Source organism: Roseovarius sp. MBR-79, from assembly GCF_053628555.1.
The window spans coordinates 157137-174078 of the sequence record NZ_JBRJGP010000005.1 but is presented as its reverse complement, the minus strand read 5'-3'; the positions used below and the strand labels follow the sequence as shown (position 1 = coordinate 174078).

Genomic DNA, 16942 nt, shown 5'->3' with positions numbered 1-16942 from the left:
CAATCTCGGGTGCACGGGCGGGGAGCGTGCCTGTTCTCAACTCCCCAGAAGCGGTTGCGCTTCGCGCAGGGCAGTATAGGTCAGAAGCGCCATGCCGATCGGGGGGGCCTGGAGGGTCAGTGTCAGCCCCAGCGTCACGATCGTCAGCCGCATCGGCACGGAGGCGACGGCCGGCAGTTTACCCGCGTCCATGGCCCCTGCCGCCCAGCCGCCGCCCGCGGCGCGCGCGCGACGCTCCCGCGCAGCCGCCATGACCTCTTCCGAGAGGGTCGGCGCGCTTGCCCCGAGCAGGTCGAAACAGCGATCCATGAGGGTGCTGCCCACCGGGCGAGATGCCGGACCGCGCAGGATTGCATCATAGGGCAGATAGGCTTTCACTCGCTCCACGGCGCGGTTCAGCAGCACCGAATAGGCCACGGCATCAAACCCGGGGGTCTTCTTGCGGGCAGGCGGTCCCACGGCGATGACGAGGTAATAAGGATGATCCGCGCGCGCGGGCGGCAACCAGCCAAGTGCGATGCGCACGCGCTCGCGGTCGATGAGCGCGACATCGTTCCCGTCCCAGGTCAGGCGCCGCACCTGTGTGGCCAACTCGCGCGAGGCGATGTCGAATTCCTCGACGATGTCGGGAAAGTCCATGTCCGGGGGGGCGTGGTATTCAAGCGCGGCGATCTCGCCAAATTCCTGCCTGATCATGGTTCTTGGCCTCTTGGCTGATGTGCTCGTTGCTCGATGACATTTTGTTCAACCGTTTACAGACCAGACTTGGTGACACTCTTGCTGTCGGCGCCACTCAGCGCCGGTCGATCTGCGCCGCCATGATGGCGATTGCCTTCTGATAGACACCGGCGGCATTCCATTGCTGGATCGCCGCGAAATTCGGCTCGCCTTCCTGATAGCCCTGACCGGGCTGCCAGCCCTTCTGGCGCAGGAAATTCGCGGTCGAGGCCAAGGCATCGGCGAGGTTGTAGAAATCCACCCGCCCGTCGCCATCGGCATCGACCCCGTAGCGCAGCGCATTGCCGGGCAGGAACTGGGTATGTCCCAACTCGCCGTGGCGCGCGCCCTTGGTCGCCCCGGTGATCGCGCCCTGATCCACCAGTTTCAGCGCGCCGATGGCATGGGGACGGAAGAAATCAGAGCGGCGGCAATCATAGGTCAGCGTCACGATGGCCGAGACCACGGAGGTGTCGCCCATGAATCCCCCGAACGCGGTCTCCATCCCGTGAATGGCGATGAGCACGCCGGCGGGCACGCCGTATTGCCGTTCCAGCGCGTCGTAGAAAGCAGCGTCGCGCGCGCGCCGCTTGCGCCCCTGCGCCACGATGGTCGAGGCCCCGCGCACCTCCATGAACTTGTCGAGGCTGTAGCGAAAGCTCTTCTGATTGCGGTCCGCCGAGATGGTGCGATGCGCGTATTGCGCGGCTTGCAGCGCTGCGAGGCCCTGCGCGCCGACACCCTCGGCTGCCGCCTCGCTTGCGAACACGGCCCGCCAGGCATCGAAGCCCTGCGCCGTGTCCCCGCAGGGCGCGGCCTGCGCCGCCCCTGCCGCGAGCACGAACAAGGCCAGAATGCCGGATCGTCCGCCTCTGCCCAACCCGATGAACATGAAAAATCTCCCCTTACCCCTCAACGCGCGATCAGTGTAACGCCATGGCCCCTGCGGGCAAGCGCCATTGCCCGTCCGCACCGGGAACGCATGGGTGCCTGCGCGGTCATGGCAATATGGTCTGCACAACGCCGGCCGCCTGAGCGATCTGACCCGTGGCGCTCAGCACCATGAACGTCCCGGTGAGCGCCGTCATCTGCGAGGCCAGCCGCAGGTTCTCGCCGCGCAGCAGGTTCACGATGGCCAATCCCACCGCCACGGGCAGCGCAAAGAGCCCCAGCGTGATCGTCATCATCCAGACGGCAAGACGCATGGGCGCGGTTTTTTCCCGAATGGACTCATGCTCGTCGAGGATCGCCGGATCCGGCTCGGGGTCGCGGAACGCCGCGCGCAGCGCGTCGAGGCGCGAGGGGTCCTCGTCCGACGACGAGCCACGGGGCATGGTCTGCCGCAGCGCGGCATAGGCGGTTTCCACATCCGGCAGCCGCTTGGCCCGCCGCCGAACCACGGGTGCCACGCGCGCGGGAACGGGCAGGGCAGCGGTTCCCGCCACCGCCGCACGGAACTCTGCGCGGGTCAGCACCGCGTCCGGGTCGGTCCACTGCACGAAATCGGGTGCAAGAACGCCCTGCATATCCGCCAGAAGATGGGCAATCACCGCCTGCATGCGCTTGGGGTCCGGGGGCGGAAGCCCCTTGTCGCGCAAGAGCGTCACCAAAATCCGTTGCTGGGCCGGCGTGTCGGTGCGCGCCACATGGCACGGGCCTGCGATCTTCAGCCGACAATCGAAATCCCCGGTGCGGATCACCGCAAGCTCTTCGGTGAGACAGCGCCGTTCGAGCACGCGCGCGCCGAGCCGCTCAAGCGTTTCTCCCACGCGGCACACCATCGCCGCCATGTCGAATGTCCTGCTACCCAGGAATACTAGCCCAGCCGTAACCGTGTGAATGGAACTGGTCATGGTGGTATCCGTTTCTGTTGATCGGTCTTCCTCGGGGATCAACCTGACCTGGAAACGGGGAACCAGTTTGTTTCAAATCGGATAACATTGGGGCAATCATCACGATACCGCGATTTTGGTTCCGCCCTGGCGACAACACAACCACCCAAGGAAAAGGCGCCCCGGTGCGGGACGCCTCATGGTTGTGCTCTGTGGCCGAAATGTGACTGTGACCGCGGGTCAGCAGCTATAATACATCCCGAACTCGACCGGGTGCGGCGTGTGCTCGAACTTGTGCACCTCGTCCATCTTGAGCGCGATGTAGCCCTCGATCTGTGCCTTGGTGAACACGTCGCCCGCGAGCAGGAAGTCGTGATCGCGGGCCAGCGAGTCGAGCGCCTCGCGCAGGCTGCCGCAGACCGTCGGGATGTCCTTCAGCTCTTCGGCGGGCAGGTCGTAGAGGTTCTTGTCCATCGCCTCGCCCGGATCGATACGCGACTTGATCCCGTCAAGCCCCGCCATCAGAAGCGCGGCAAAGGCCAGATAGGGGTTGGCCGCCGGATCGGGGAACCGGGCCTCGACGCGCTTGGCCTTGGGGCTCTCGGTCCACGGGATGCGGATGCAGCCCGAGCGGTTGCGCGCCGAATAGGCCCGCAGAACCGGAGCCTCGAACCCCGGCACCAGCCGCTTGTAGCTGTTGGTGGTGGGGTTGGTGAAGGCGTTGAGCGTCTTGGCGTGCTTGAGGATGCCGCCGATGAACCAAAGCGCCTCCTGGCTCAGATCGGCATATTTGTCGCCCGCGAAAAGCGGCTTGCCGTCCTTCCAGATCGACATGTTCACATGCATGCCGCTGCCGTTGTCGCCATAGATGGGCTTGGGCATGAACGTCGCCGACTTGCCATAGGCATGGGCCACGTTGTGGATGACGTATTTGTATTTCTGGATCTCGTCGGCCTGCTTGACCAGCGTCCCGAAGATGAGGCCAAGCTCGTGCTGGCAGGACGCCACCTCGTGATGGTGCTTGTCCACCTTCATGCCCATGCGCTTCATGGTCGAGAGCATCTCGGCGCGCAGGTCCTGGGCGTCATCCACCGGGTTGACCGGGAAATAGCCGCCCTTGAGTCCGGGACGGTGGCCGGTATTGCCGGTCTCGAACTCGGCATCGCTGTTCCAGGAACCGTCAACGGCATCGACCTCGTAGGACACCTTGTTGATGGTGTTCGAGTAGCGCACATTGTCGAAGAGAAAGAATTCCGCCTCGGGGCCGAAATAGGCAGCATCGCCCACGCCCGACGCCTTGAGATAGGCCTCGGCCTTCTCGGCGGTGCCGCGCGGGTCGCGCTCATAGGGCTCACCGGTATCGGGCTCGACCACCGAGCAATGCACGCAGATGGTCTTTTCGGCGTAGAACGGATCGACATAGGCACTTTCGGTGTCGGGCATCAGCTTCATGTCGCTGGCTTCGATGCTTTTCCATCCGGCGATGGAGGAGCCGTCGAACATGAACCCTTCCTCGAGGAAATCCTCATCCACCAGATCGGCCACGACCGTGACATGTTGCAGCTTGCCACGCGGATCGGTGAAGCGGATGTCGACATAGTCGATCTCCTCGTCCTTGATATGCTTGAGGAGCGCGTCTGTGCTCATGGAAAAATCCCTTTCTTCCTTGGGGTGTGTTCAGAGCGCGTCCGAGCCGGTCTCGCCGGTGCGGATGCGAATGGCTTGCTCGACGGGGCTGACGAATATCTTGCCATCCCCGATCTTGTCGGTGCGCGCCGCGTCGATGATCGCCTCGATCGCGCCTTCCACCTGATCGTCGTCAACCACCACGTCGATCTTGACCTTGGGCAGGAAGTCCACGACGTATTCGGCCCCGCGATAAAGCTCGGTATGGCCCTTCTGGCGGCCGAACCCCTTGACCTCGATGACCGAAAGGCCCTGGATGCCGGCCTCCTGAAGGGCCTCCTTCACCTCGTCGAGCTTGAAGGGCTTGATGATCGCCTCGATCTTTTTCATCGTCCGGGCCTCCTGCGCCATGTCTTGACGTGCCTCAGACCACTTCCCGCGCGGGGCGACAATCGGCTAGGCTGATTTTCGGGCAGGGTTTTGGACGGGTGGCGAACATATGCACAATAATTATGCAATATGCCCTTCATTTGGGCAAAATGGAATCGCGGGGACAGGACCATGGCCGAATTGCTGACCGCCGCCCAGATGCGCGCCATCGAGCGCGCCGCCATCGAGTCGGGTGCGGTCACCGGGCTGGAGTTGATGGAACGCGCAGGTCGCGGTGTGCTCGGGGCCATATTCGGGCACTGGCCCACTCTGGCGCAGGCCCCGCACAAGGCGGTGGTGCTCTGCGGTCCGGGCAACAATGGCGGCGACGGCTTCGTCGTGGCGCGATTGCTCAAGGACTGGGGTTGGGAGGTTTCCGTATACCTTTACGGCGTGCCTGCAAAACTGCCGCCCGATGCGAAGGCGAATTACGAGCGGTGGGTGGCAATGGGAACCGTCGAGGACCTTGGGCGCGCTCCGCGATTTGCGCATGAGGCGGATCTGTTTGTTGATGCGCTTTTTGGCACGGGCTTGCGGCGGCCTCTGGAAGGGGCGGCGCTTGCATGGGCCGCCGAGCGGGTTTGCGACGCTGACGCACAGGCCAAAACCGTGGCAGTGGATATGCCCTCGGGCCTGTGCAGTGACAGTGGACGGGACTTGCAAGCGGGCACCGGGACCGTTCTGGCGGCGCTTACCGTGACCTTCCATGCGCCCAGGCTGGGCCATTTTCTCGGCTGGGGGCCGTTCAAATGCGGTCGCATCGCGGTCGTTGACATCGGGTTGGAGAAGAGGGCGGGGGCAGAGGTCGCCCGGCTGGTTGCTGCGCCTTGTCCCGCTCTTCTGGGCAAGCCAGAGGTGGGTCACAAGTACAGTCACGGTCACGCCCTTGTCCTTTCGGGTGGGGCGGGCAAGACCGGCGCGGCGCGGCTTGCGGCGCGCGGGGCGCTTCGGATCGGCACGGGCGCTGTGACGCTCGGCGTGCCGGGGGCGGCGCAAATGGAGGTCGCGGCGCAGATCACGGCGGTGATGTTGACAAGGATCGAGGATGGCGGGGCGCTTGGCGAGGTGCTCGAGGACGCGCGCATCACCGCGCTTTGTCTGGGGCCGGGCTTGGGTGTCGGAGAGCGCGGCCGGGCATTGGTCAGGGCAGCATTGGAACCGCGCGGGTCTCATCCACCCTGCGAGGGCCGGTCGGTCGTGCTTGATGCGGATGCGCTGACGCTCATCAGTCGCGATGCGACCCTCTTCGCGATGCTCCACGAGCGTTGCATCCTGACGCCACATGCCGGAGAGTTCGCGCGCCTTTTCCCCGATATCAGCAAGCGGCTCCGTCAGGAGCCGTCGAGCGGACCGGCCTGTTCCAAGGTGGATGCGACGCGCGAGGCCGCAAAGCGGGCGGGATGTGTCGTGCTGTTCAAGGGGGCCGATACGGTGATTGCGGCACCATCGGGAGCGTGCAGCATGAACTCGGCCCATTATGACCGAGCGGCGCCCTGGCTTGCAACGGCGGGATCAGGGGACGTTTTGGCGGGGTTCATCGCGGGGCTTCTGGCGCGGGGCGTGTCCCCGATGCAGGCGGCGGAGGCTGCCGCCTGGCTCCACGTTGAATGTGCGCGATCCTTCGGGCCGGGTCTCATTGCCGAGGACCTGCCCGAGGCATTGCCGAAGGTGCTGCGCGATCTTTAGGCGCGCCGCCGCCTTGTGCGGCGTGCGGGGGCCGTATCGTCGCCAGTGCCGTCGCCCGCCGAGGAAAACGCGCCGAGCGCCTCGGTGATCTGATCGAGCGTCGGGCGCGGGCCGCGCGGGCGCTCTTCCAGCGCCGCGCGCATTTTCGACAGGTGTTCGGGCATGGTGCCGCAGCAGCCGCCGATGATCGTCGCCCCCGCATCGCGCGCCAGAACGGCATATTCGGCCATGAGGTCCGGCGTGCCGTCATAATGGATATGGCCGTCGTGGTATTTCGGGATACCGGCATTGCCCTTGGCGATCACGGGCCGCTCCGTGCCCTGCGCGGCAAAGCCCAGAACGGTGCGCAAGAGGTCCGACGCCCCCACGCCGCAATTGGCCCCGAAGGCCAGCGGCGGATTGGCCAGCTTTTCCACCAGCTTCGCCAGTTCCTCGGAGGTGACGCCCATCATCGTGCGCCCCGCCGTGTCGAAACTCATCGTGCCGCACCACGGCATTCCGGCCAGCGCAAACGCCTCGGCGGCGGCGCGGTATTCCTCGGGCGCGCTGATCGTCTCGAGCCAGAGCACATCGGCCCCGCCTTCCTTGAGCCCCTCGGCCTGTTCGTGGAAAATCTCCACCGCCAACTCGTGCGTGAGCGCGCCCATGGGTGCCATGATCTCGCCCGTCGGCCCGACGGAGCCCGCCACGATCACCGCCCGCTCGCAGGTATCGGCCACCTCGCGCCCGATCTCGGCGGAGATGCGCGACAATTCGCGCGCGCGCCTTTGCGCGCCGTGCAGTTTCAGCCGCGCGGCATTGCCGCCAAAGGAATTGGTCAGGAACAGGTCGCTGCCTGCGTCCACCGCGCCCTTGTAGAGCGTGCGGATACGGTCGGGGTGTTCGTCATTCCACATTTCCGGCGCATCGCCCGATTGCAGCCCCATGTTGAAGAGGTTCGTTCCCGTCGCGCCGTCGGCGAGAATCCAGTCGCGGGAGGCGAGCATCTTGGTCAGCGCGTTGGTCATATCGGGGGTTCCCTGTCTCAAATAGACCTGACCCTTGCCCGCGCGCGCGGGCAAAGGCAAATGCGAAATCTTCATGTAAATGGTGAGGCGCGTTTGAATGAATCGCGCCGCAGCCCCTCAGACTTCCTTGACCAGTTGCCCCTTGGCCACCAGCAAAAGCTCTTCCATCTTGGCGCGGATCGTGTCGGCATCGGCGATATCGCCCAGATCGCCCGCCACCTTGCGCACCACATCCTCGTGACCCGCTTCCTCGAAATCGGATTTCACGACTTCAAGCGCGTAGGTATTGGCGTCCTCGCCGGTTTTGCCCAGCAATTCCGCAGCCCAGAGCCCCAGAAGCTTGTTGCGGCGGGCCTCGGCGCGGAACTTCATTTCCTCGTCATGGGCGAACTTGTTCTCGAACGCGCTTTCGCGGTCATCAAAGGTGGTCATCGGGCCGGTTCCCTTGCACTGGTTGGCATCGCCCCCGATATGCCGTCTGTGCGCCCCGAGGGCAAGGGGCAGGGCGGTCTTGCGACACCTTGCGACAGGGCGGGGCTTGCACTATGAGAGCGCATCGGCGCGCAGCGAGACGCCCCCCACCCCCAGCGACGGAGTTTCCATGGCACGGCGCAAGAAAATATACGAAGGCAAGGCCAAGGTTCTCTATGAAGGGCCCGAACCGGGCACGATCATCCAGTATTTCAAGGACGACGCCACCGCCTTCAATGCCGAGAAGAAGGCCGTGATCGAGGGCAAGGGCGTGCTCAACAACATGCTCTCGGAATATTTCATGACCGGGCTGAACACCATCGGCGTGCCCACGCATTTCATCCGCCGGATGAACATGCGCGAACAGCTTGTGCGCGCCTGCGAGATCATCCCGCTGGAGGTGATCGTGCGCAACTATGCCGCCGGTTCCATGGCCAAGCGTCTGGGCATGGAGGAAGGCACGCAATTGCCGCGCCCGATCGTCGAATATTGCCTCAAGGACGACAAGCTGGGCGATCCGCTGGTGACCGAGGAACATATCGCCGCCTTCGGCTGGGCCAGCCAGCAGGACATGGACGATGTCCTCAGCCTCGCGCTGCGGGTCAATGACTTCCTGGCCGGTGTTATGTATGGCGTGGGCATCAAGCTTGTCGATTTCAAGATCGAGGTGGGCCGCGTCTACGAAGGCGATTTCCAGCGCCTGATCGTGGCCGATGAAATCAGCCCGGACAGTTGCCGCCTGTGGGACATCAAGACCGGGCAGAAGCTCGACAAGGACGTGTTCCGCCGCGATCTTGGATCGCTGACGGATGCCTATACCGAAGTGGCGACCCGCCTTGGTGTCATGCCAAAGGGTGCCACGCCGATGGCGCGTCCGACGCTGATCAACTGAAAGGAGACCGCCGATGAAAGCCCGCGTGCATGTGATGCTCAAGACCGGCGTTCTCGACCCGCAGGGCGAGGCGGTGCGCCACGCGCTTGGCCAGCTTGGCTTTGACGGCGTGCAGGGCGTGCGTCAGGGCAAGGTGATCGAGCTTGATCTGGCCGAGACCGACGCCGACAAGGCCCGCGCCACGGTCACCGCGATGTGCGAGAAGCTGCTCGCCAATACGGTGATCGAAAGCTATTCGGTGGAGGTGGCGTAAGGGCGGGTGGTCGACATCTGACAGATGTTGGCCAAGGGTGGTCGGTCTGCCATGATGCACAAAGCGGTGCGGCAAGCGTCGCGCATGGCCTCTTGCTGACATTCGCCCCCTGTCCCCCGCGCGGAATCAAGGCGCGCCTTGGCGCGCCGCCGCGCGAGCGCCCGACCGCCCCCCGGGCGGGCGCTTTTTCGACGTTAACCCCCCTGCAATCGTTCCAGTATTTGGCACCATAAAGCGCTCACCAACGCTGTTGCAGCGCCCACCCGCGGTCGGGCCCTCGCGCGGCTCCACCACTGTCCCCTTCAGGCCAACCAACGTTCCCCTCGTGCAGCATCGCACCCCTTCTGTCAGGCGTGAAACACTACCCCGTCAGCAACGCCTCGGCGGCGGCGCGCGCCTCGGGGGTGATCCGCTCGCCCGAGAGCATCCGCGCGATCTCGTCGACGCGCGCAGGGCCGGTGAGGGCGCGCACGGTCGAGAGGGTGACATCCCCCTCCACCCGCTTTTCCACCCGCCAGTGATGCGCGCCGCGCGCCGCGACCTGCGGTGAATGCGTGACCACCAGCACCTGACCGTCTGCCGCCAGACGCCCGAGCCTGCGTCCGACCGCATCCGCCGTGGCACCGCCGACACCCCGGTCGATCTCGTCGAAGATCATGGTCAGGCCCGCATCCGGCCCGGCAAGACAAAGCTTGAGCGCCAAAAGGAAGCGGCTCAACTCGCCGCCCGAGGCGATGCGGCTGATCGGCCCCGAGGGCGCGCCGGGATTGGTGGCGACGGTAAAGCTTACCATGTCGCGCCCCTGCGGCCCCGGCTCGGCCCCCGTGATCTCTGTGGTGAAGATCGCGCGCTCCATCTTCAGCGGGGCAAGCTCTGCCATCACGGCGGCGTCAAGCCGCGCCGCGGCTTCGTGGCGGGCCTCGGTCAGTGTCGTGGCCGCCTCGTCATAGCGCCGCGCCGCCGCGTCACGCGCCGCGTGCAGCCCCGCCAGATCGCCTTCGCCCGCATCGAGCGCCGCAAGCCGCGCGCGCAGGCTGTCGGCAAATCCGGCCAGATCGTCAGGCAGGACGCCATGCTTGCGCGCCAGCCCGCGAATGGCAAAGAGCCGCTCTTCGCAGCGTTCCAGATCGAGCGGGTCGAAGTCGAGCGCGTCGAGTGCCTGCGCCGTCTCGCGGCCGGCCTCGTCAAGCTCCACCAGTGCGCGCGCCAGCGCCGCAAGCGCCCCGTCAAGCCGCCCCTCGGCCTTTTCCGCCGCGCCGTCGAGCCAGCGGAGCGCCTCGCCCGCCGCGCCCTCGGCCCCCTCCGGGCCAAGCGCCTGCGCGGCGCGGACGATGTCCTCGCGGATACGTCCGGCCCCCTGCATCCGGCGGCGGCGCGTGTCGAGGTCGGCCTCCTCTCCGGGCTGCGGATCGAGCCTGTCCAGTTCTCCGACCGCGTGGCGCAGGAAGTCCTCCTCGGCGCGGATCCCGGCCAGCTCCGCCTCCGCCGTGTCGAGCGACTTCTGTGCCGCTGCGCGCGCACGCCAGGCCGCGCGCACCGCCGCGCGCGCTTCCTCCAGAGCGCCGAAGGTATCGAGCATGTCGCGATGCCCGCGCGGATCGAGCAGGCCGCGGTCATCGTGCTGGCCGTGCAGTTCCACCAGCGTCGCCGATAGCTGTCGCAGCACCTCGCCCGAGACGCGGCGATCGTTGACCCACGCGGTCTTGCGCCCGTCCGCACCGTTCACCCGGCGCAGGATCAGGTCATCCTCATCGGGAAGCCCCGCCTCGACCAGAACGGCGCGCGCCGGATGATCGGGGCCCAGCACGAATTCGGCAACCACCTCGCCACGCTCGGCCCCGGTGCGCACCAGATCGGCCCGCCCGCGCCAGCCCAGCACGAAGCCCAGGCAATCGAGCAGGATGGACTTGCCCGCGCCGGTCTCGCCGGTCAGCACATTGAGGCCCGGCCGGAAGCCAAGCTCCAGCCGGTCTATGATGAGCATGTCGCGGATATCGAGCGCGCGCAGCATCCGGTCAATCCATGGGGCAGGGGGATCGCCCGCCCGCCCTCAGAGCCACTGGCCCTGAACGGTCTGGCGATAGATCGCCCGAAGCCAGTTGTCGCCCGTTGCCTCGAGGGTATGGCCCTGCCCGGTCAGGAGTTTGTAACTGTCCTCGTACCACGCCGTGCTGCGGAAATTGTGGCCAAGGATCGCGCCTGCCGTGCGCGCCTCGTCCACCAGCCCGAGCGAGAGATAGGATTCCACCAGCCGGTGCAGCGCCTCGGGTGTCTGGGTCGTGGTCTGGAAATCCTCCACCACCACGCGGAAACGGTTGACGGCGGCGGCGAAATTGTCACGCTTGAGGTAATACCGCCCGACCTCCATTTCCTTGGAGGCCAGATGATCGAAGGCCAGATCGAATTTCAGCATGGCCGGATTGGCATATTCGCTGTCGGGGTAACGCTCGATCACCTCGCGCAGCGATTGCAGCGCCTGAAAGGTCAGGCCCTGATCGCGCCCGACCTCGTCGATCTGGTCATAATAGCTGAGCGCGAGCAGGTATTGCGCATAGGCCGCGTCCTCATCGGCGGGGAAGAAATCGATATAGCGCTGCGCGGCGGCGCGGCTCTGTTCGTATTCCTTGTCCTGATGATGGGCAAAGGCCTGCATGATGATCGCCCGCTTGGCGAAAGCGGAATAGGGATAAAGCCGCTCGACCTCGGCAAAGCTTTGTGCCGCGAGTTTCGGCTTGCGGCGCTCGAGATCGAATTCGCCGCGCTCGAAGATCTGCTGCGCGGTGAACTGCTCATAGTCGATATTGCCGCGCTCGACGCTCACGCCGCCATCGCAGCCCGCCAGCACCAGCACCAAAAACGCCGCTCCCGCGATCCGCCCCGGACCCTTGCCGATTGTCATGCGCATTCTTCCCGTCGTGATTCAAATGAGCGGAACGCCCCGCCGTTGCCACGCTCTAACACATATGTTCGCGGTGCAAAACGTCTTTGGCAAGTGCTGTCATCACCGCGCTTCGGGGTCGTGCCCTGCATGACACGCGGCCCTTGCCCAACGCAAAGGGCCGCCCTTTTGGGCGGCCCTGCGCCTCGTCTCGCGCGGCTCAGTTGGCCTGACGGCGCAGGAAGGCCGGGATTTCGATCTGGTCTTCCTCTTCCTGCGCGCGGGGCGCGGGCTGGGGCGCGTGCGCGGTCTGGATGGTCGGTTGCTGACGCGCCGGACGCGCCGCCTCGGGTGCGGCCTGACCGGTCATCCGGTTGATGAGCGAATTGATGCCGAAGCGCGGCCGCTCTTCCGATGCCGTTGCGTGGTCTGCCGGTGGGACCGGGCGGCGCTGCTGCGGCTGTTGCTGGGTCTTGCCGACAGCGGCATGGAGGCGGCGCATCGCCTCATCCGTGGGGGTGCCGGGTGCGCGCGGACGCGGCGCGAGATAGCTGTCAAGCTCGTCCTCGATATCGGTGTCGACCGGCTCCGGCGCCACCTGCTCTTCGGCGCGGGGCTGATAGGCGGGGCGCGGCAGGCCGTCCTCGTCCTCGTCATCGGTATGGGCGGCAACCGGCGCTTCCTCGACCTGATCGAAGAGCGACGGCTCGGTTTGCGCGGGCGTTGCGGTCTGGGCCACGGCGGCAGGCGCGGCATGGACGGCCTCTTCCACCGCTTCGGGCTGCCTGAGCGGCTGCGCGAGCGAGCGGCGCGGCACCGGCAGGTCGCCGGAGGCGTCGCGCGCGTCGATGCCGGTGGCGACCACGCTCACGCGCATCCGGCCTTCCATGGCGGTATCGAGCGTCGAGCCGACGATGATGTTGGCGTCCGGGTCCACCTCTTCGCGGATACGGTTGGCGGCCTCGTCAAGTTCGAAGAGCGTCAGGTCATGCCCGCCGGTGATGTTGATGAGCACGCCGCGCGCGCCGCGCAGGCTGATCTCGTCCAGAAGCGGGTTGGCGATGGCCTTCTCGGCGGCCTGAACGGCGCGATCCTCGCCATCCGACTCGCCGGTGCCCATCATTGCCTTGCCCATCTCGTCCATCACCGCGCGCACATCGGCGAAATCGAGGTTGATGAGGCCGGGCCGCACCATCAGGTCGGTCACGCCCTTGACGCCCTGATAGAGCACGTCATCCGCCATGCTGAACGCCTCGGTGAAGGTGGTCTTTTCGTTGGCGAGGCGGAACAGGTTCTGGTTGGGGATGATGATGAGCGTATCGACCATCTTTTGCAGCGCCTCGACACCTTCCTCGGCCTGACGCATCCGCTTGGCACCCTCGAACTGGAAGGGCTTGGTGACGACGCCCACGGTCAGCACGCCCAGTTCGCGCGCGGCCTGCGCGATGATCGGGGCAGCACCCGTGCCGGTGCCGCCGCCCATGCCTGCGGTGATGAAGCACATATGCGCGCCCGCGAGGTGATCGACGATCTGCTCGATGCTTTCCTCGGCGGCAGCGGCACCGATGCTGGCCTTGGCACCCGCGCCAAGCCCCTCGGTCACCTTCACGCCAAGCTGGATGCGGTTTTCGGCCTGGCTCTGGCTCAGGGCCTGCGCATCGGTGTTGGCCACGACGAAATCGACGCCGTCGAGCTGCTTCTCGATCATGTTGTTGACCGCGTTGCCGCCGGCACCACCGACACCGAAGACGGTGATCCGGGGCTTCAGTTCGTCATGTCCGGGCATTGAAAGATTGAGTGCCATTGCTCTGTCCGCCTGTCCTGTGGGCCGCGTTCGCGGGCCGTTTTCCGCCTGATTGCCCCCATTCTTACCGATGGTTAGGCCGATCGTCACCAAAAAAACACGTTCTGACCACCAAATATGGCCATATTTTCACCAATTTTCGCGGGATTTCGCCGAAATGCCCACATCTTGCGGTTACCAGTTGTCACGAAACCACTTGACCGCACGCCTGAGCGAGCGCGCCGGGTAGCGGTCCACGGGGATCTCGAAATCCCACCATTCGTCCTGCGGGTTGGCTGCAAAGAGGCACATGCCGACCGCGCTGGCGAAGGCCGGGCCGGTGGCGGCCTGCGGCAGTCCATGCACGCGCAGGGGCCGCCCGAGGCGCACGCGCTGGCCCAGAATGCGGCTGGCCAACCCGTCGAGGCCGGGGATCTGGCTGCCGCCCCCCGTGAGCACGATCTGCTGGCTGGGCAGGTGGTCGAACCCCGCCGCGTCAAGGCGTGCGCGCACCTCTTCCAGGATCTCCTCGACGCGCGGGCGCATGATGCCGATCAGTTCGGCGCGGCTCACCTGTCGGCGGTCGCGCTCGAAATCGCCGGTATTGCCGCCGATCTCGATCATCTCGCGGTCGTCCATGCCGGTGGCGACAAGGCCGCCATAGAAGGTCTTGATCCGCTCGGCGATGGCCTGCGGCACCTGAAGGCCCATGGAAATGTCATTGGTCACATGCTCGCCGCCCATGCGGACCGAATCCGCATAGATCATGTGTTTCTTGATGAAGATCGACACGCCGGACGTGCCGCCCCCAAGGTCGATGCAGGCCGCACCCAGTTCCTGCTCGTCCTCGACCAGCGCGGCGATCCCCGCGACATAGGCCGAGCTTGCCACGCCCGCGAGTTCCAGATCGCAGCGTTTGACGCAATGGGCAAGGTTCTGGATCGCCACCGCATCGACGGTGAGCATGTGCATGTCGGTGGTGAGGGTGTTGCCGATCTGCCCGCGCGGATCGATCAGGCCGGAGCGGTGATCGAGCGCGAAATTCACCGGCTGCGCATGAAGCACCTCGCGCCCCTCGCCGATCTCGGGCACGTCGCAGGCGCTGAGCACCCGGCTGACATCCTGCTCGCTCACGGTGTGATCGGCCACCTCGACCTCGCCCGCCAACCCATAGCTGCGCGGACCTGCCCCCGAGAAACAGGCAATGACATGGTCAACCCTGATCTGCGCCATTTTCTGCGCGGCCTGAAGCGCGGTGCGGATGGCGCGTTCGGTTTCGGCCATGGCCTCGATCTCGCCGAAACGCACCCCGCGCGAGCGTGTCGTCGCGGCCCCGATCACCCGGAACCCGGCTTGCCCCGCCATGCGCCCGACCTCCTCGGCCTCGGCAAAGCGGCCCGTGCCGTCAAAACGCAGCACCAGACAGGAAATCTTGGACGTTCCCACGTCCAGCACGGCGACCACGCCGCGCTGGATCGCCGCCTTGCGCATCGCGCGCATCGCTCTTTGGGATTCGTAAAGCTCGATCATCTGCCCGTTGCCCCCGAGGAGTTGTCTGTCGCGCCGTCGGCGCTTGTGATGCGCCACCATTCCTCGGTGGCCGCCGCGCTCAGCCGCACCGTAGGGCGCGTGCCAAGCCGCATGTCGATGGTGAGCAGATCGCGTTCCAGCATCTCGTTGGACTTGTCGAGCACGATCACCCGTTCAAGGGCGCGCACCGGCTCGGCCTCGGGCAGGAGCACCCGCTTGCCATCGCCAAGGACCAGATCCCAGCGCCGCTCGCCCATCCGCACGAGGCCGCGCACCGGGTCTTTGAGCGCCCGCGCCGCCACGAGAATGTCGAGCGCCTGCGCGACCGCGCGATCCGCCCCCGCGCCGGAGAGCACCGGCAGGTCGGGCCGCTCGGCACGGTCACGGATGCTGGCGATTACCGCGCCGGTCAGGTCGAGCACGTCGATCCCGGTCCCTGTGCGCCACAGCGCCACCGGCACCCGCTCGGTGATCTCGATCACGAGGGTGCCGCCCTGCCTTATGCGCACATTGGCGCGCGCGACGGCGGGCAGCTCCTCGACCATGGCGCGGATCGCTTGCAGGTCCAGATCAAAGGAACTGGCGGGCAGGTCATAGGGGAAAATCTCGTGGATATCCTCCTGCACCCCCGCGCTCGCGCCTTCGAGTGCCATGAGGTGCACCATGAATTCGGGGCGGGTCTCGATCTGGCGACGGAGGTCAGCAAAGCGTTCGGCCAGGTCGTCGCGCCGCTCGGCATCGGCGAGATACCCGCCCGCAAGGCCCGCGATCAGCAGGACCGGTGCCCCCAGCCGGAACAGACGACGATAGACCGGCGTCAGCCGCATCCGCTCCAGCCGGTAGCTGAGGCGCGAGGGCGCGGGATCGGTGCGCGGGATCACCGGTCGCATGACGCATCCTCCACCATCCAGCGGACCAGTTCGGGAAACGAGATTCCCATCGCCTGCGCCTGTTCGGGCACCAGCGAGGTGGGGGTCATGCCCGGCTGCGTGTTGGTCTCCAGGAGGATCAGGCCGTCAAGGCCGCGCGTCTCGTCCCAGCGGAAATCGGTCCGGCTCACCCCGCGACAGCCAAGCGCGTTGTGCGCGCGCAGGGCATAGTCGAGGCAGGCCGCGAAAATCTCGGGCGGCAGATCGGCGGGGATGACATGGCGCGAGCCTCCGGGCTTGTATTTCGCGTCATAGTCATACCAGCCATCGGTCAATATATCGGTAACGGTCAAGGCGCGGTCACCCATCACCGTGGTGGTCAACTCGCGCCCCGGCGCGAAGGTCTCGACCATCACCACCTCGGGCATCGCGTCCGAAAGCTGCGGCGGGGCATTGGCCGCGTCATGCACGAGGTAGACACCCACCGAAGAGCCTTCGTTATTGGGCTTGACCACATAGGGCGGGGGCAGGACGTGGCGCGCGCGCACCGTGTCGCGGGGCGCCAGCACGCTGTCCACCACCGGCAGACCGGCGGCGCGATAGGCGGCCTTGGCGCGGTCCTTGTCCATGGCCAGCGCCGAGGACAGGACGCCCGAATGGGTATAGGGGATGCGCAGCCATTCCAGCAGGCCCTGAACGCAGCCGTCCTCGCCCCAGCGGCCATGAAGCGCGTTGAAGACCACATCGGGGGAAATCTCTTGCAGGCGCGCGCACAGATCGGACCCGGCGTCCACCTCGGCCACCTGATAACCCGCCTCCCGCAACGCCGCGATGCACCCACTTGCCGTGGACAGCGACACCTCGCGTTCTGCCGAGGGACCGCCCATTATCACCGCAACCAACGGGGAAGTTCTGCCCGAACGACCCAAACCTGTGCCTCGATATCCCGAGCCTGACCGTGGCCCGTGT

The 16942-nt window shown here is 66.0% G+C and carries 16 protein-coding genes; 3 read left to right on the top strand and 13 right to left on the bottom strand.

The window, feature by feature from the left end; all coding sequences use genetic code 11:
* Positions 1-36 precede the first annotated feature (36 nt).
* From ACSSV8_RS07060 to ACSSV8_RS07040, 5 genes are all read right to left on the bottom strand, one after another.
* Complete coding sequence (locus ACSSV8_RS07060; protein WP_354539614.1) at positions 37-696, bottom strand: hypothetical protein; 660 nt, start codon at positions 694-696, stop codon at positions 37-39.
* Positions 697-793: 97 nt separating this feature from the next.
* Positions 794-1609, bottom strand: a complete 816-nt coding sequence (locus tag ACSSV8_RS07055) for a lytic murein transglycosylase (RefSeq protein WP_354539613.1) — start codon at positions 1607-1609, stop codon at positions 794-796.
* Positions 1610-1715: 106 nt separating this feature from the next.
* Positions 1716-2570, bottom strand: coding sequence for a hypothetical protein (locus tag ACSSV8_RS07050; RefSeq protein ID WP_454281965.1), 855 nt, complete (start codon positions 2568-2570; stop codon positions 1716-1718).
* A 219-nt stretch (positions 2571-2789) separates the two neighbouring features.
* Positions 2790-4196: a type I glutamate--ammonia ligase gene (gene glnA, locus ACSSV8_RS07045; RefSeq protein ID WP_454281964.1), complete on the bottom strand. Its 1407-nt coding sequence runs from the start codon at positions 4194-4196 to the stop codon at positions 2790-2792.
* 30 nt (positions 4197-4226) lie between these two features.
* Complete coding sequence (locus ACSSV8_RS07040; protein ID WP_354539610.1) at positions 4227-4565, bottom strand: P-II family nitrogen regulator; 339 nt, start codon at positions 4563-4565, stop codon at positions 4227-4229.
* A gap of 171 nt (positions 4566-4736) precedes the next feature.
* On the opposite strand from ACSSV8_RS07040, the gene ACSSV8_RS07035 reads away from it, so the two are divergent.
* Positions 4737-6290, top strand: a complete 1554-nt coding sequence (locus ACSSV8_RS07035; protein ID WP_454281963.1) for an NAD(P)H-hydrate dehydratase — start codon at positions 4737-4739, stop codon at positions 6288-6290.
* Here ACSSV8_RS07035 and bmt read toward each other — a convergent pair.
* Positions 6287-7297 (bottom strand): betaine--homocysteine S-methyltransferase, encoded by a 1011-nt coding sequence (gene bmt / locus ACSSV8_RS07030; protein ID WP_454281962.1) that lies wholly within the window; start codon positions 7295-7297, stop codon positions 6287-6289. The two genes, ACSSV8_RS07035 and bmt, sit on opposite strands and share 4 nt — an antisense overlap.
* A 117-nt stretch (positions 7298-7414) precedes the next feature.
* Positions 7415-7729, bottom strand: coding sequence for a DUF1476 domain-containing protein (locus ACSSV8_RS07025; RefSeq protein ID WP_354539607.1), 315 nt, complete (start codon positions 7727-7729; stop codon positions 7415-7417).
* Between the two features lie 169 nt (positions 7730-7898).
* Here ACSSV8_RS07025 and purC point away from each other — a divergent pair, with 169 nt between their 5' ends.
* Positions 7899-8660, top strand: a complete 762-nt coding sequence (gene purC, locus ACSSV8_RS07020; protein ID WP_354539606.1) for a phosphoribosylaminoimidazolesuccinocarboxamide synthase — start codon at positions 7899-7901, stop codon at positions 8658-8660.
* 13 nt (positions 8661-8673) lie between these two features.
* A complete protein-coding gene (purS, locus tag ACSSV8_RS07015) occupies positions 8674-8913 on the top strand; it encodes a phosphoribosylformylglycinamidine synthase subunit PurS (RefSeq protein WP_454281961.1) in 240 nt (79 codons plus the stop codon).
* 361 nt (positions 8914-9274) lie between these two features.
* On the opposite strand, the gene recN is transcribed toward purS, so the two are convergent.
* From recN to ACSSV8_RS06985, 6 genes are all read right to left on the bottom strand, one after another.
* The gene (gene recN, locus ACSSV8_RS07010; protein ID WP_454281960.1) at positions 9275-10924 is read right to left on the bottom strand and encodes a DNA repair protein RecN; all 1650 of its coding nucleotides are present in this window, start codon (positions 10922-10924) and stop codon (positions 9275-9277) included.
* 39 nt (positions 10925-10963) lie between these two features.
* Positions 10964-11812 (bottom strand): outer membrane protein assembly factor BamD, encoded by an 849-nt coding sequence (locus ACSSV8_RS07005; protein WP_354539603.1) that lies wholly within the window; start codon positions 11810-11812, stop codon positions 10964-10966.
* Between the two features lie 199 nt (positions 11813-12011).
* On the bottom strand, positions 12012-13595 hold the full coding sequence (ftsZ, locus tag ACSSV8_RS07000; protein ID WP_354539602.1) for a cell division protein FtsZ: 1584 nt from the start codon (positions 13593-13595) through the stop codon (positions 12012-12014).
* Between the two features lie 174 nt (positions 13596-13769).
* A complete protein-coding gene (ftsA, locus tag ACSSV8_RS06995) occupies positions 13770-15104 on the bottom strand; it encodes a cell division protein FtsA (protein WP_354539601.1) in 1335 nt (444 codons plus the stop codon).
* On the bottom strand, positions 15101-15994 hold the full coding sequence (locus ACSSV8_RS06990) for a cell division protein FtsQ/DivIB (protein ID WP_354539600.1): 894 nt from the start codon (positions 15992-15994) through the stop codon (positions 15101-15103). The genes ftsA and ACSSV8_RS06990 overlap by 4 nt, the downstream gene beginning before the upstream one ends.
* Complete coding sequence (locus ACSSV8_RS06985; RefSeq protein WP_454281959.1) at positions 15982-16860, bottom strand: D-alanine--D-alanine ligase; 879 nt, start codon at positions 16858-16860, stop codon at positions 15982-15984. The genes ACSSV8_RS06990 and ACSSV8_RS06985 overlap by 13 nt, the downstream gene beginning before the upstream one ends.
* Between the last annotated feature and the right edge of the window lie 82 nt (positions 16861-16942).